Source organism: Paenibacillus hebaui, assembly GCF_051934385.1.
Taxonomy (GTDB): domain Bacteria; phylum Bacillota; class Bacilli; order Paenibacillales; family Paenibacillaceae; genus Paenibacillus.
Window position 1 is genome coordinate 1,213,583 of the sequence record NZ_CP196836.1, and the last position, 13,493, is coordinate 1,227,075.

Consider the following 13,493-nt stretch of genomic DNA (forward strand, 5'->3'; position numbering starts at 1 on the left):
GGGGGAATGGCGATGTTCAGAATCTTGATTACGGACGATGAGCCGATGATTCGGATGGGTCTGACAAAGATGATTGAGCAAGCGGGACTGTTCGACTGTGAGATTCGGCAGGCAGCGCATGGGGAAGAGGCCCTTCAGGTGGTGGAGGTCTTTCGGCCACACATCCTGTTTACGGATATCCGCATGCCAACGATGGATGGCATTGAGCTGTGTCGACGTTTATCCGAGAAAGGCAGTACGATGCGTATTATTGTGGTCTCCGGTTATTCGGACTTTGAATATGCAAGAGCCTGCATGGATTATGGGGTAAAGCGATATCTGCTCAAGCCTGTGGGACGACAGGAGCTTCATGAACTGCTGCTCAAATTGCTGGCGTCAGAAGAGGATAAGCCTACGGCATCCCTTGTACCCGTGAGGGAGCTGAACGATTGGGCCATGCGTCTGGAAGAGGCCATATGGGAGTTAAGGCAATCCGATGTGACGGAGCTGCTCGCAGCATGGTCAAGTCGTTATCCGGCATATGCCTTGATGCCCGAGCAGACAGCGGAGCTTTTTCAGGAATTGCTGGAACTGATTGTGGCCCGAATGAATGCACGTGGCAACGGAACGATGAGTACGTCCTGTGAGATAAATGTAAGCGCTTCCCATAAAGAGTGCTTCGAGGCTCTGGGCAACGAGATCCGCACGTTAATGAATACGATCAAGGAGCGGCGCAGTGGTAAGCGTAAGCATCCGGTGGAAGAAGCAAAGGCCTATCTGGAGCAGCATTTGCGCCGTGAAGTGTCACTGGACGAGATTGCCGCCAAGCTGGGGCTTAACCCGTCCTACTTCAGCCAACTGTTTAAGCAGACGACAGGTCAGACCTTTATCCAATACCGCATACGCAGCAAAATGGAATTGGCCAAACGTATGCTGGAACAGCCGGGCAACCGGATTACGGATATTTCCTACGAAGTGGGGTACGCAGATCATCCCCATTTTACCAAGACATTCAAGAAAATTACCGGACTGACTCCGTCCGAATACCGCAGCAAGTTGGGCATTGAATGATGAAGCGCAGCCTGTCAATCCGCCTGTTCTTTCATTTTGCCATTGTAATTACGTTGTCTTTGTCCGCTATCGGCTTGTTTACCTATACCTATGCCTCGACTGAAATGAACGACCAGCTTGCGGACAACATCGCCCAAACGATGCGCAATACGGCGTACCAGACTGATCTGTATTTGCAAAATTATGATCGTGCAACCTACTCCATCCTCTCGAACGGAAGTGTGAAGCACTTCCTCGATATAAATTCGGAGGACAGTTATGCCTATTACGAGTACAGCCGTCAGATGAAAACGAACGTGTTTCCGCCTGTTTTTATGTTATATCCACAGATCAAGTTCCTGTATGTTATCGGGGAAAACGGGCGAGTTGTCATTGATGACAACCAGAATTCAGCCGGCATACCGGATATCGACACGGCACAGCAGTACAAGGAGTTGCTGGCTTCAACCCCTGCCGATGGGGAATCGACATTGCTTACCCGCAGTATTCGCAGTGGACAGAGTGCCAATGTCATTACGATTGCGCGCCGGATCAGGGGAATGTCCTCTTATACGCCAAACGGAGTACTGGCGATGGAAGTGAATGTGCTGGAGCTTGACAACATATGGGGAGAACTCGACCTCGGGCAAGGAGGATTTCAATATGTGATGGATCAGAACGGAACGGTCATCTACACACCCGGGGACGAAGAGGCGCAGACGGCGATGCCTTCCAGCACCGTAAACAGGCTTATGCACATGGAGGCAGGGTCACTGGAACAAAACACGGATGGTACCAAACGGCTGTTCATATCGGAGCTTTCTGCCTATTCGGGCTGGCGCTTTGTCGCTTCCGTGCCGCTGTCGGAGCTTCAAAGACCGATTGCCACGATCCGTTCGGCCACATTATGGGTTGGTGCAGGGACCTTGCTCGCTGCGCTTGTTGTGGCCTACCGGATCGGAGCATCCCAAGTGGAACCGATTCGTGTGCTGATGAACGGAATGAGACAGACGGAGAAGGGAATCTGGAATAAGGTGGAGATGAAGGAAAGGCGTGATGAGATTGGTGTACTGATCCGCAGCTATAATCTGATGGTTAGCCGCTTGTCGGACATGATTGAGAGTGTATACGAGTCGGAGCTGCGCCGCCAAAAGTCGGAAATCGAGCTACAGCAGGAGGCGCTGGAACGACACCGTGCGGAATTTCAGGCGCTTCAGTTGCAGATCAATCCGCATTTTCTCTACAACACCCTGGAGATGATCAAATGTTATGCCGTCGTACAGGACTCCGAAGAAATTACGCAGATGGTGGAGTCGATGGCTCATATGCTCCGTTATTCCATTCAGACCAATCTGGAGGAAATTACGGTTGCCAATGAGCTGAAGCATGTGCTGGCTTACCTTTCCATCATGAAACATCGCATGGATCGGGAGCTTGAAGTCGAGGTTATCATTGCGCCGGCTTTATTGCTGGAAAAAATGGTTCGTCTCACGCTCCAGCCACTGGTGGAAAATGTGCTGCAACACGCGTTTCCGCGAGGCATGGAGCCCGGTCACTTTATCCGTATCGATGCTCGGCGTCTTGAAGATCGATTTCTTGTCATCGTTCAGGATAATGGCATCGGCATGAGCGAGGCACGCCTGGAGAAGCTACGTCGCCGTTTGGAACTGAACCGCCTGGCAGGTGAAGATTCCGATGATGTCTATCACCGCGGGGGCATCGGACTTATGAATGTCCATCGGCGGATTCAGCTGGTATTTGGAGAAACGTACGGTTTGATGATTGAAAGTGAGGAAGGCTTGGGAACGACCATCACGATGGCGCTTCCAGCGGATCAGCATAGCAAACGGATTTAATTGAAACCAATAACAAGGAGGAAGATAGAACATGAATATCAACTTACAGAACAAAATCGCACTCGTAACAGGTTCCAGTGGGGGGATTGGCGCTGCCATTGCTGGAGCATTGGCTCGTTGCGGGGCAAAGGTCGCTGTGAATGGTCTGCATAATATGGAGCGGGCGGAGGAAGTCGTGGCTGCGATCCGGGAGGCCGGCGGTGAAGCAGCGGCATTTCAGGCAGATGTGACGGATACGGATGCGATTGAATCGATGGTTGCGGATATTACGCTGCGCTTCGGCGGTCCGATTGACCTGCTGGTTAATAATGCGGGGCATCTGGTGGAGCGGAGTCCGATTGAAACGATGAGTGAGGAGCTTTACAGCCGGATTATGGATGTCAATCTGAAGAGCGCCGTATTTGTCTCCAAAGCGGTCATTCCAGGCATGAAGGCGGCTGGAGGCGGTCGAATTATCAATTTGACCTCGGTAGCGGCTCACAATGGGGGCGGTCCGGGTGCAGCTATTTACGCAGCCTCCAAGGCGGCTGTCATGGCGTTAACCAAAGGGCTTGCCAAAGAGCTGGCTCCTGGCGGGATTACGGTTAATGCGCTCTCCCCGGGCTTCATCGGGCAAACGGCGTTCCATGCTACGTTTACCTCGGAGGAGGGACGATCTTCTGCGGTAAACAGCATCCCCCTTGGACGGGAAGGGAATCCCGATGATGTCGCAGGTGCGGCGTTGTACCTGTGTTCCGAGCTGGGTTCTTTTATAACCGGAGAAACGCTTGAAATCAATGGCGGCATGTATATGCGTTGATGCTACATCATTGCGATAAGGAGGGGACAAGACGATGGAAGTGAAGCGGAAGCTTGCAGAAAGATCGTTGTACCAACCCATCAGCGGGCCGTTCCATGTGGACTATGCGCCTGACGAACATACCGTTCTGGCAGAGAATCCGCCGAGGTTTACCTGGATGGCGGCACAGCAGGAGGATGAGAATGCCTATCTGCTGCAAGTGTCGGCGAGCCCTACTTTTCAGGAAGCAGAGACGCTGACCTTTGCGCCGCTCCCGTATAACTTTTTCACGCCAGACCGGGTATTAGAACCGGGCAATTATTATTGGAGATATGCGCTGCTTGTAGATCATCCAGTACTGCAAGGAAGCGAAACCGAAGTGGACGCCGTGCTGGGGAAACAGCAGGAAATGTCGGCATGGAGTGAGACTCGGCGGTTTACGGTGTCAGCGGGATTACCCGAGAGCCCGCTGCCTTCTCGGGCAGAACGGTACGTTTCCACGGACACGTCTCACCCAAGGCTGTGGCTTGGTGAGAGTGGGCTAAAGGCACTTGCAGATGGCATCGCGTCCGATTCCACGTATTGCGGCTGGGATGCGTTTATGGCAAATTCGGTGGAGCCGTGGGCAAATCGTGAGCCGATCCGTGAACCGCTGCCTTACCCGGAGAACAAACGTGTCGCTACGTTGTGGAGGCAAATGTACATTGACTGTCAGGAAGTGTTATATGCGATTCGTCATTTGAGCATCGCTGGCCGAGTGCTTCGTGACGAACGGCTGCTTGAAGCGGCCAAAACCTGGCTGTTACATGTGGCGGCCTGGGATACGGAGGGAACGACATCCCGTGATTATAACGATGAGGCAGCCTTTCGTGTCGCCGCCGCGCTTGCTTGGGGTTATGACTGGCTGCATGATGAGTTGAATAGTGAAGAGCAGGATGTGGTTAGGCGCAGTTTGCTGCGGCGGACAGAGCAGATAGCCCAGCATGTGATGGTTCGCTCGAAGATCCATCATGTGCCGTATGACAGCCATGCGGTGCGTTCCTTATCTTCGGTGCTTGTGCCCTGCTGTATGGCCTTGTTGCATGAGGAGCAGCAGGCTGCAGCGTGGCTGGATTATGCGATCGATTATTATGCCTGTCTGTACTCCCCTTGGGGTGGAAGTGATGGGGGTTGGGCCGAGGGTCCGATGTATTGGACAACAGGCATGGCCTATGTGACCGAAGCGATGAATCTGTTGCGAAACTATGCAGGCATCGACTTCTTCCGTCGGCCGTTTTTCCAGCGAACCGGGGATTTTCCGCTCTATGTGTACCCGCCCGATGCGCGGCGCGCTAGCTTCGGGGATCAGTCTACGCTGGGTGACCCGGTAAACTTGAAAACAGGCTATCTTGTCCGCCAACTGGCGGGGGTTACAGGCAACCGCTGGTACCAGTGGTACTTTGAGCGTGTGCGTCAATCAGACCCGGGGACAGAGGGTGCTTTTTATAACTACGGGTGGTGGGACTTTCACTTTGATGACTTGGTATACCGCCATGATTATCCGCAGGTGGAGGAAGAGTCACCCGTAGACATCGAGCCGCTCAAGTGGTTCCGGGATGTGGGCTGGGTAGCCATGCATCACCGGATGGATGATCCGGATGAGCATATGATGCTGCTGCTCAAGTCGAGCCGTTACGGTTCCATCAGCCATAGCCATGCGGATCAGAACAGCTTCACTCTGCATGCATTCGGTGAGCCGCTCGCCGCGGATACCGGTTATTATATCGCGCACGGCAGCTCCTTTCACCGGGAATGGCGCAGGCAGACACGCTCCAAAAACAATCTGCTGATTGGCGGAGCAGGACAGTATGCCGAGAATAACAAGGTGCTGAATATGTCCGCGACCGGACAGATTGAAGAAGCCTATTGGCGGGACGGCGATGGTTATGTGCGCGCTGTAGCGACCGATGCCTATGCCAGCACCGTACCCCATGTGAAACGTGTTGTACGGGAGATCCATTTTCTGCAATCATCCTACTTCGTCATTGTGGACCACATTGATCTGGAGAAGCCGGATAGCATCCAATGGCTGTTCCATGCGCTGCACCCGCTACAACTGAAAGGGCAGAGCTTCCGTCTAAACGGTAATAAGGCAGGGTTAGAGGGGACATTTGTCTATGCTTCCTCCGGTGAGCTGTCGCTCAGCCAGACGGATCAATTCGCAGAGGTCGACCCGGCAGAGTATGAAGGGCTGGAAAGACATTATCATCTAAGCGCGGAAACCCGGCCAGCCTCAAGCCACAGGATTGTGACTCTACTTGTACCGTACAAGATCGAGGAGCCGAAGTATGTACCCTATTTCATCGATGACCAGGATCATGGCATCCATCTCTATTTTACCGACAACGGTGTAACAAAGAAGATCGAGGTATCTAAGACGTACTAGATAAGTGGTGACCTAAAGAAAACGCAATCTCATCTAAAACATCCCCATTGTTGCAGGCGGTGGGGATGTTTTACCATCTATATGAAAGCGCTTCACTGATAAGTGGTACCTAAACCTAAAACAGGATGAAAAGAGGGGTAGCATGAAAAAGTGGATGGTCACAGGCATGGCGCTATTGCTGGCGGCAACCGTCATGGCGGGATGCAGCAAGGGAGGCGGGGCGGAATCCGGTGAGAATGGGGGAGACGGCAAGACGAGGTTCTCTATGTCACTGCGTACGCTGGCGTATACGTATGTGGAGAAATCGCCAGACATCAACCAGGATAAATGGGTGAAAAAGCTGGAGGATCTGACCCATACCGATCTGAAAATCATCCTGGTGCCTCATAAGGAATATGAGCAGAAAATGGTCCAGATGTTTGCCACCAACGATATTCCTGATGTGGTGCAGGGTGACGGAGGCGTTAACGGCAAAGAGATGGCCGGATCAGTCGAAGCTGGAGTATTCCAGCCGCTGGATGAACTGTTGCAGCAATACGGGCAGGATTTGCTCAAAGCCGTACCAAAGGAAGCCTGGGACCAGGTGACCCATGACGGCCAGATCTATGCCATCCCCGAATATTTATCCAATCCGTCCAGACGGGCTACCTGGATTCGGAAGGATTTACTGGATCAAACCGGACTGCCGGTGCCTACCACGGTGGAGGAAACATTGGAAGTTCTGCGCGCCTTTAAGAAACTCGGTGTGGAGAACCCGTATATGGGGCGGGAAGATTTCAAATATGCAGATACCTTTTTTGGCGCCTATGACGTGCAGCAGTTCCTGTCCATGATGGAGCAGCAGGGCGATCAGATTGTACCGAAATTTATGGATAATGAGAATATGCAGCAAGCTCTGACTGTCTATAAGACGATGTATGAGGAAGGGCTGATTAACAAAGAGTTCGCGACCATCAATTCCACCGTATTCAAAAATACGATTCTCTCCGGCAAGGCGGGCATGTGGTCCATGAATGCCAACGAACTGATCCAATGGGAGAAACAGATTAAAGCGTCGGTTCCCGATGCCAAAATCGAAATTATCCCTTCCCCTGTTGGTCCCGACGGAAAGGGCGGTTATTATCTGTACGGTCCGGTGACACGTGCCTACTTTATTAATAAGGATGCGGCTGATCCGGCTTCCATTATCCGTTTTTTTAACTGGATGGTGTCCGATGAAGCGGAGAAATTTTTCACGTACGGCACGGAAGGAGAGACCTACACCGAGGATAATGGTGTGATTTCATACACAGCTCCAACGGACTCTACTGGTGTGGACGAAGAGCGTTACCGTCAGTCATTCTTATGGTTCGTACAGGACACGACATACAACAAAGGCTCGTTATCGCTGACAGAAGAAGGCAGAAAGCTGATGAATATTTACGATACCATTTTAGCCAAAGAAGGCCGGGATGGCATCAACTTTGATCCGCGTTTGGAAGCATTTGTACAGAATCCCGATATTGCTCCCAATTCGGATACACCTCCTCAAGTATTGCTTACACACATGATCAAGATGGTTTATGGGAAGGAGCCGATCTCCGATTGGCCGAAAGTGGTTGAGGAATGGAAAGCCAAAGGTGGTGATCAAGCCATTGAGGAAGCCACGGAGAAATTCAAGAACGGAGAAGGCGTATCGTCCCCGCGCCGCTAACTAGAATAGCAGAATGAAGGGAACCAGTGCAGTGAGTCAGGTGAATACGGAGGGGATACAAGTGAAGGACTTGTTCAAAACGTGGACGAAGCGGGCTGTACTTGTTGCCATGTCTTTCATACTCATTAGCGGTACCGCCGTCCCTGTGCATCAAGCCCAGGCGATGGAAGACGATGTTCCTCATTCTGTTTTAAATGCTGCGCAGGAAGGAAATGTCCCAGACCCCGAGGGTCCAGAGATGGAGATTTATGCAGAAAACTTTGATGACCCGGACCATTTTGGCTCTACGGGTGGAATTGCACTGAGAGCTCCCTGGCTTCAGGAAGGGGCGGGAGGGAGCAAGGCCAAAACGTCATCATCCACAACCGCACCCTCGCTGCCCAACATGATCAAGATGGACGGTACCGATGCACTCGCGCTGCCGCTTGATCTAACTGGATATGGAAATATCCGACTAAGCTACTACACGCGTGCTTCGTCCTATATAAGCGGAAGCATCATTGTCGAATGGTCGAAGGACGGAGGCATTTCCTGGACAACGCTAGAGACGTTTGAACTTCCTCCAGGCACTCCGGATGTGAAAAATAAGGAAGGCAATACCTTAAAAAGCTGGACGCTGGGTTCAGAAGCGAACAACAACAGCACAGTGAACATTCGATTTCGGACAGGAGATGCCATGCAGGCCAACATGTATATCGACAATGTAGCCATTTACGGTCAGCCCATTCCCGGCATAACGCCTGCCCCATCCCCAGTACTGCCTGGAGAAGAGAATACTGAATTTACGCCACCGCAGGGAGTGACTTTATACGAGGATGTAGAGATTGGCATGGCTGGTGGGCGGGCGATGTATTCATCCATTGCCCGTGGTGGGCGGGCGATGTATTCATCCATTGCCGTTCCCGAGACAGCGGCAGCTGAACCGATGCCGGTCATGGTTTATATCCACGGAGGTGGATGGAACCACGGGGATCGGAAGCAGGCATTGAACTCCATATGCAATTATGTACTCAAACGCGGTTACATCGGTGTATCTCTGGACTACCGGCTAACGCCTGAGGCACCTTTCCCTGCTCAGATTCAGGACGTAAAGCTCGCTATCCGATATTTGCGGGCTAATGCACCACAGTACAATCTGGACCCAAGTCGTATCGGCGTCTGGGGATCATCTGCGGGCGGTCACCTGGCTGCATTACTCGGGACCACAGGGGACTTGGTCGCTGGCGATCCCGTTGTGCTCGATACAGGAGCGACAGTAGAGGTACCTGATCTCGAAGGTTCTGGCGGCTGGCCTGAATATTCGGACAAAGTGCAGGCGGTTGCCGACTGGTACGGACCCGCTGATTTTACGACGACATTTGCCAATAACTATAGCTCGGTTACGGCTCTGCTTGGCGGGCATCGCGCATTCGATGTACCGGAACAGGCCAGACTTGCGATGCCGGGCACGTACGCTTCACCAGATGATCCGCCGTTCTGGATTCGGCACGGGGATGCTGACGCCACCATTCCCTACACGGACAGCGTTACTTTTGCGGGGCAGCTTCAATCCGCGGGTGTCCCGATTGTGGATCTGAAAATCGTACCCGGTCAGGGCCACGGATTTACGGGAACGGCTTCCGAGATTGCCAATGCGGAGGCGTGGGCGTTTCTTGATGAGCATGTGAAGAACCGGGTCGTAACCGAGCCGATTATATTCAAAAGTGATCGGGAAGACACTACATCTGGCGAGAAAGAAGATGAAGAAGATCCGCCGAGGATTGAGAAAGTGATAGCCAGCAAGCTGCCAAGCGACGATGCAGCGATTGACAGCGGCAAGCCTGATCTGAATTTCAATCAGGCTACGGGTTCCAGCACTGGATTGCTCAGCATTTCTTCCACTTCGTCCACCAAGAAGTATGTGTATCTCAAGTTTGATATGACCGGAAATGAGCCCGAAGGAGAACGTTATCGACTAAAGGTTGCCGCGAAGAAAGGCACATCGAATATCGACACGGAGTTGTCTCTATATGGCTTGGATGCGACGGATTGGAGCGAATCATCGTTAACCTGGTCGAATGCCCCAGTCCAAAGTCTCAGCGAAAATTCGCTGCTTGGCACATTCCAGGTCACGGCAGATCGTAATGGAAGCCCGGCAGTCTATGAAGTGGATGTAACCGATTATGTGAAAAGTCGTCCAGATGGCGGGAAGGTGGCATTTCTGCTCGCGGATGCAGGATCAACAGGCGTCTCCATGAACGTATATACCAAGGAAGCCAACGGAACGAGCAATCCGCGTCCACAGTTATCTGTTATTGCTTTAGTCGAAGAGGGCAGTGATACGCTGTCACCGGAGTGGGAGCCGGGAGCCGAGCTGGATATTCGCAACTGGGGAACGGATTTTGCGGAACTGAGATGGCCTACGGCTAGCGATGATACGGGTGTATCTGCCTATCGGATCTATCGGAATGGAGTTCTGCTGGCCGAACAAGGTAAGCAGTCATTCCGGGACAGCGGACTTGCAGCCGGAACGCCGTATACATTCCAAGTGAGGGTGATTGATGAGGCGGGCAATGTCAGTAGTGCTCTATCAACCGATATAACCACCCTTGCGGTTCCGGTATCGTCCCTGCCTGTGGCTTCCGTCTCGGCAAGCGGCAGTGACGGCAATCTGGCGACCAATACCATCGACAATAACAGCTATACACGCTGGTCTGTTGCAGGAGAGGGGCAATGGATCACATTTGATCTGGGGCAAGCACAGCAAGTGGGCTATGTTGGGATCGGTTTTTACAAAGGGGATGTCCGGAAGACCTTATTTGAGATGGAAACGTCTGTGGACGGTGATCATTGGACTCAGGTGTTTAGCGGAGAAAGCAGTGGGGATACAACAGAAATGCAGGCGTTTGATATCCCGGACACTTCTGCACGTTATGTACGGATCACCGGGCATGGCAATTCCGATGCTAGTATTTATACGAGTTTGACCGATGTGCATCTGTATGCCCCTTTTGCAGGGGGAGGAACGCCTGTTGCCCTGATTCCATACATCGTCCCACAACCACCTGAGGGAACGATGCCATTTATCGCTCCAGGTCTGACGGAAACAGATGGCACACCACATGTTGTCCATTCTCCACATGCCGTGAATGGACGTACAATTGATGTACGGGATTATGGAGCAGATCCGGCTGACAATACGAGTGATGACCGACCTGCAATACAGGCCGCCATGGACGAGGCCAACGTCGGTGATGAAGTGTTTTTACCCGATGGAGTGTACAATTTGTTATCCGGGCCGGATGGAACCACCAATCTGATGCTCATATCCGGGGTGAATCTGAGAGGTGAGAGCCGTGAAGGAACCGTGCTCAAGACATCGCTGGATCAAGTGACGGGAAGTGCCGTTCTGAAAGCATCGGCCCAGCATAGCATTCTTGTATCCAACATGACCCTAACTTCATCCTGGTCTGGCAGCTACACAACCGATCACCAATCCAATAATCCCTCCGCAGGCGGGCCGGATAGCATGATTCACATCGCCAACTATGGTGAGGCTCCATCGTATGACATTACAATCGACGGCGTGATTGTGGAGAAATTCAAACGAATGGCTATCCGCATTGAGCATAGTCGCGATGTTGTTGTGAAGCATGCATCATTCCGCAATGCAACAGACCTGGGCCCTGGAGGCTCAGGCTACGGGATTTCCATTCAGGGAACGGCCAAGACCGATCGGCTCGGCTTTGACAATGATACGTTATGGAATGTGGTGGAGGACAGTACGTTTGAGGGTCCTTATCTCAGACATGGGGCACTGATCCAGTTTGTCGCCCACAACAACGTGCTGCGTGGCAATACGTTTAACGGAACAAAGCTGGATGCCATCGATCTTCATGGTGAACTGGAGTATTTGAATGAAATCTCCGGAAATGTTATTACGGATGTGCTGACAGGCGCAGGGGTTGGACTCGGTAATACAGGGGGTTCAGCGCCCAGCAACCACAGCAAGTCAGGCAAAGGAAACTACATTCATGACAACACAATCACGAACAGCCGAATCGGCATTTCGGTGACCATGGGCACCCCTGATACCCTAATCGAGGATAACCTCATAGAGAATACCACCACGATTGCAGAGGCAGCAGGGATCAAAGTGTTGAACGGACCGGGTACGATGATTCGCGGCAATGTGATTCGAAGCAATACCGCCAGCGGTTATTGGGGCGTGCGGCTTGAGCGTGACAAAGGCGATGCCGGAGCGGGCAATATCGGCGAAGGGGACCCCGAGAATGTGTGGATAGGAAATAACCGAATCGAAGGTAACGCGAACGGAATCGGACTCTTCGCCGGGGTTGGCATTTTGCTGAAGGACAATATACTGAGTAACTTGAATGAGGATTATTACAAGGCGGCGGGTGTGACGGTAACGGAGTTGTAAAATTCGGAAAAGCAGCACGGCAACAGTGAATGGTGAGACACTTGAAAGTGATGCACCAGCCATGATCCAAAACAGTCGCACACTTGTGCCGGTACGTTTTATCTCTTAAGGACTGGGACTTACAGTGGATTGGGATCAAACGGCTGCACAAGAAGTCTTACATCCAAATAAGAAGTATCTCCTGTGGAACGTAGTTGTTTTAAACGTAGTGGTTTTACAGAAAACGAGGGATTCGATGGTTACATCGAATCCCTTTTTGGTCTGCTTATTCCACATGTTCCAGATCATCATCTAAATTTCGTCCATGTATCCAGTGAGGGCAATCAGACAGATCGCACGTCCAGCAAAATCCTGCCTCGCCCATGTCTGGACTCACTTTTGGCATGCGCCTGATCCGCTGCACTTAAGGGGAAGATCGAGTCGATCTCCGAACGGATAGTACCGTTAGCCATAAGCTCGGCAATCGTGTACAGGTCCTCTGACGTAGGGAATTTCGAATTGAACTTGGCAGTAACTCCGTACTGTTCAGCTTTTTCATAGGAAGGTAATTGAGTCAAGGATACCAGTTTACCTCCGCGTTTCAGAACGCTCCATGAACGGTCTTCAATATCTCCACCCACAGCTTCAACGACGAGATCAACGTTGCTGACCAGTTCTTCGAACACGGATGTTTTGTAATCGATCACCTGATCAGCACCCAGCGAGGCAACAAAATCAACATTGGCCCCTGAAGCTGTAGCAATAACGTGGGCACCTTTCCATTTAGCCAGTTGAACGGCGTATTGTCCTACACCTCCCGCAGCAGCATGGATGAGCACCGTTTGCCCGGCTTCCAGTTCCCCTTCGGTGAACAGCACTTTCCATGCGGACTCGGCTCCGCCTTTGATAGTTGCTGCATCTTCGAAACTTAAGCTGTCCGGCATATGAACCAGATCCTGAGCTGGAGCTATACCGAACTCCGCGTAACTTCCACTCACATTACCAAAAACGTGATCTCCCGGTTGAAATGTATCTACTTCATCGCCCACAGATTCAACGATGCCAGACATGGCTGTTCCGGGGGTGTAAGGCAGGCTTTTTACAAATACATTCTGTAACCATCCATTACGAATTTTCCAATCCAGCGGAATGGCACCTGCATATTGAATGCGGACGAGAACTTCACCCGCAAGTGGCTGAGGGAGATTAACATTCTGTTCAAACTGTAATACCTCCGGACCACCATATTGATGGACTTGAATAGCGCTCATTTTAGCTGTACGCATGGTTTATACTCTCCAATCGTTAAGGAA

The 13,493-nt window shown here is 51.8% G+C and carries 8 protein-coding genes; 7 read left to right on the forward strand and 1 reads right to left on the reverse strand.

Annotated elements, in window-relative coordinates; all coding sequences use genetic code 11:
* Positions 1–12 precede the first annotated feature (12 nt).
* The 7 genes from ACR32F_RS05385 (at position 13) to ACR32F_RS05415 (ending at position 12,310) form a co-directional block, all read left to right on the forward strand.
* Complete coding sequence (locus tag ACR32F_RS05385; RefSeq protein WP_440116862.1) at positions 13–1,050, forward strand: response regulator transcription factor; 1,038 nt, start codon at positions 13–15, stop codon at positions 1,048–1,050.
* Positions 1,047–2,885 carry a cache domain-containing sensor histidine kinase gene (locus ACR32F_RS05390; protein ID WP_440116864.1) on the forward strand — a complete coding sequence of 613 codons (1,839 nt, stop codon included), beginning with the start codon at positions 1,047–1,049 and terminating at the stop codon, positions 2,883–2,885. Before ACR32F_RS05385 ends, ACR32F_RS05390 begins: the two co-directional genes overlap by 4 nt.
* A 31-nt stretch (positions 2,886–2,916) precedes the next feature.
* Entirely contained in the window at positions 2,917–3,684 is a 768-nt protein-coding gene (locus ACR32F_RS05395) for an SDR family NAD(P)-dependent oxidoreductase (protein WP_440116866.1), read from the forward strand.
* A gap of 34 nt (positions 3,685–3,718) precedes the next feature.
* A complete protein-coding gene (locus ACR32F_RS05400; protein WP_440116868.1) occupies positions 3,719–6,088 on the forward strand; it encodes a DUF4962 domain-containing protein in 2,370 nt (789 codons plus the stop codon).
* Between the two features lie 142 nt (positions 6,089–6,230).
* Positions 6,231–7,781 (forward strand): extracellular solute-binding protein, encoded by a 1,551-nt coding sequence (locus tag ACR32F_RS05405; protein ID WP_440116870.1) that lies wholly within the window; start codon positions 6,231–6,233, stop codon positions 7,779–7,781.
* A 31-nt stretch (positions 7,782–7,812) separates the two neighbouring features.
* Positions 7,813–12,201 (forward strand): alpha/beta hydrolase fold domain-containing protein, encoded by a 4,389-nt coding sequence (locus tag ACR32F_RS05410; protein ID WP_440116872.1) that lies wholly within the window; start codon positions 7,813–7,815, stop codon positions 12,199–12,201.
* 25 nt (positions 12,202–12,226) lie between these two features.
* Positions 12,227–12,310, forward strand: coding sequence for a stalk domain-containing protein (locus ACR32F_RS05415; RefSeq protein WP_440119696.1), 84 nt, complete (start codon positions 12,227–12,229; stop codon positions 12,308–12,310).
* A 214-nt stretch (positions 12,311–12,524) separates the two neighbouring features.
* Here ACR32F_RS05415 and ACR32F_RS05420 read toward each other — a convergent pair whose 3' ends face one another.
* The gene (locus ACR32F_RS05420) at positions 12,525–13,466 is read right to left on the reverse strand and encodes an NADP-dependent oxidoreductase (RefSeq protein ID WP_440116874.1); all 942 of its coding nucleotides are present in this window, start codon (positions 13,464–13,466) and stop codon (positions 12,525–12,527) included.
* Between the last annotated feature and the right edge of the window lie 27 nt (positions 13,467–13,493).

Coding starts and splice junctions, on each gene's coding strand:
- ACR32F_RS05400 (WP_440116868.1), top strand. CDS start 3,719: ATGGAAGTGAAGCGGAAGCTTGCAGAAAGATCGTTGTACCAACCCATC.
- ACR32F_RS05405 (WP_440116870.1), top strand. CDS start 6,231: ATGAAAAAGTGGATGGTCACAGGCATGGCGCTATTGCTGGCGGCAACC.
- ACR32F_RS05420 (WP_440116874.1), bottom strand. CDS start 13,466: ATGCGTACAGCTAAAATGAGCGCTATTCAAGTCCATCAATATGGTGGT.
- ACR32F_RS05385 (WP_440116862.1), top strand. CDS start 13: ATGTTCAGAATCTTGATTACGGACGATGAGCCGATGATTCGGATGGGT.
- ACR32F_RS05390 (WP_440116864.1), top strand. CDS start 1,047: ATGATGAAGCGCAGCCTGTCAATCCGCCTGTTCTTTCATTTTGCCATT.
- ACR32F_RS05395 (WP_440116866.1), top strand. CDS start 2,917: ATGAATATCAACTTACAGAACAAAATCGCACTCGTAACAGGTTCCAGT.